The organism is Candidatus Aminicenantes bacterium (assembly GCA_026393855.1).
Classification (GTDB): domain Bacteria; phylum Acidobacteriota; class Aminicenantia; order Aminicenantales; family UBA4085; genus UBA4085.
Genome location: JAPKZJ010000105.1, coordinates 1 through 2,511 on the forward strand (window position 1 = coordinate 1; position 2,511 = coordinate 2,511).

A 2,511-nucleotide genomic window follows, 5' to 3' on the forward strand; every position below is an offset into this window, starting at 1 on the left:
CCGGTTGAAGTCGAAGCTCGTCTCCGAGGCGTCGAAGGACTCCCAATTGTAGCCGCGGACCATGGTCTCGTAGCCGAGGTACATCGGCCAAAGCCGGTAATCGGTGGCGTCCTTGCCGAATCGTCCGTAGGCGATGGCCCGGAAGGCCAGGGTGAAGGGCTTGACCGGCACGACGTACTTGCGGAAATCGGCCAGGGCCGAGACATAGCTCAAGGTGCCGAAGGCCGGGGTGATCTCGAACCGGTAACTCTGCCCGATAATCGGCGCCGTGGCCCCGAACAGGGAACTGTCGTAGACCAGCGCCGCGCCGATATAGGGCATAAAGATCCCGGCGGCGGAGTCGAGGTCGTACTCTTCTTTATTCAGGAGGAAGTTGTCGTAATAGGAATAGGAATAACGATAGAGGGTGTTGGAAAAGGCGATGTAGCTGAGCCCGCCGTTGAGCTCGAAGCGCTGAACCGGACTGAAGGGATAAGAGGCGAAGCCTCCGAGGTCGTAGTTGATCTGGCGGTAGACCGTTTCCTCCTCGATTAAGGCGAGCTCGTTGTCGACATAGCCGTAGCCGATGTTGTACCCGCCGTACAGGTACGGGATGCGCTGGGCGGTCAAGCCCCAGTTGAGCCGGTTGGTGGTGTTGTAGTACGCCACCTGGAAGGCCGAATCGACGATCCGGTTATAGATTTGGGCCTGGGCCACCACGGTGTGGAACCCGAGCATGTCGCTGAAGAGAAAGGCCATCCCGCCCCCGGCGTAGCTTCCATAGCGGCCGACGCCCACCCCGATTTGGGGCGGGGCGACATAGTCGAGGCCCAGCTTGGGCTTGTAGGCCTCGCTGGTGAACTTGCCCGCATCGGGCAGGCCGAACAGCGGGTTGCGGAGCAGGCCGAGGATTTCCGAGCCGGAGCGATCCATGGGCGGAAGAACGGCCGGGGTCGCGACGACCTCGACGTCCTGCACCGGCTGACCGGCCAGGTTGGCCGGGTCGATCGAGAAGATGCTGAAATTGCCGTCCTGGTAGACGCTGTACAGCGCGTCGCCGCTCTTGGAGGCGATCGACAGCGAGGGGCTCAGGCTGGTGATCCCGCTGACTCCGGTATAGAGGTCGGTGACTTGGAACTGGGCCCCGGTCGCCACGTCGACCCGGTAGACGTTGGAGATGCCGCCGCGATCAGCGACGAAGAAAACACTCTTGGAGTCGGCCGACCACTGCGGATTGATGACCTTGCCGCGCAGGAAGCCGCCCAGCGGCTTGATCTCGCCCGTCTCGGGATCGAGCAGCGCCAGCCGCGTCTCGCCGACGTTGAGGATCTTGAGGTCGGAGTTGAAGCGCTCCGTGACAAAGGCGACCCAGCGGCCGTCGGGAGACCAGGCCGGGTGGAGGTCCCCATAGGCATCCGAAGTCAGCGACTTGAGCGTCTTGCTCTCCAGGTCGTAGAGGTGGAGGTCGGAGGCGCCGCCGGTCAGAGCCGAGAAGGCGATCCGCCGCCCGTCGGGCGCCCAGGTCGGGTTGAGGATCTCGCCCAGCTCGGGGAAGCGGATCTCCTCGCCGACCCGGTGGCCGTCGGCGTCGAGGAAGGCCAGGACGGGCTTGCCGGCGCTGACGGCGCCGAAGACAAAGCGGTCGCCCTGGGCGTTCCAGGAGCCTGCCGAGGCGATAAACTGGATGCTCTGGAAATGCGGGTCCACCGCGTTCGAGGTGATCTTGCGGGTCACCTTGCCGGTCTTGGCATCGCCCATGAACATGTCGATGGAGAAGAGGTCGCGGGAGGAAATGAACAGGAACCGCTTGCCGTCGGGGCTGAGAGCCGGGGCGATGTTGTAGGGGTCGTCTTCGCTGCCCTGCAGCAGAAGCTTGCCCAGATCGGCCGGCTTGCGGGTAGCCTTGGCCACGGGCTCATAATCTTTCTTCAGCGCGGCCTGCCAGTCCTCGCCCAGCTTCTTGATAGTGATGCCCAGGTCCTTCTCGATGGCCTTCTCATAGTTCAGGCCGCGAATGACGTCCTTCATCAGCTTGGCCACGGTCAGGTCGCCGTACTTGCCGCCGATGTAGGCCCAGACGGCCTGGCCGTAACGGTAGGGGAAGTACTTATAAGGATTGATCAGGTCCTTGATGGTCGGGAACTTCTTCTTGTTCATCAAGTCCCGCATCCACATGGCGGTATGGGTGTCGACCGGCCCGATGGACAGGTACTCGGCCGCACCCTCGATCATCCACATCGGCGCCTGCTCCAGCCCGCCTCCCATCTGCATGGCGTACTTGGGGCCGGGGCCGGAGGCGATATCGTACTGGAAGGCGTGGACCAGCTCGTGGCCGATGACGTGGTCGGTGTCGGCCAGCGTCCCGCCGAAGGGCAGGATGATCCGCCGCTTCAGGGATTCCGTGACGCCGCCGGTGCCCTCGCCCATGATTTCGTTCAGGGCGGTCGTCTGCTCGAACTGCGGGTGGCTGGCGTACATGATCAGGGCTTGGCGGCCGCGCAGATCGTGGTTGAGAAGGCGTTCGAAGCGCTT

The 2,511-nt window shown here is 63.4% G+C and carries 1 protein-coding gene; it reads right to left on the minus strand.

Annotated elements, in window-relative coordinates:
- Window positions 1-2,511 (minus strand): peptidase S9 (locus tag NTZ26_12760; protein ID MCX6561371.1); only part of this gene is annotated, 2,511 nt, incomplete at both ends.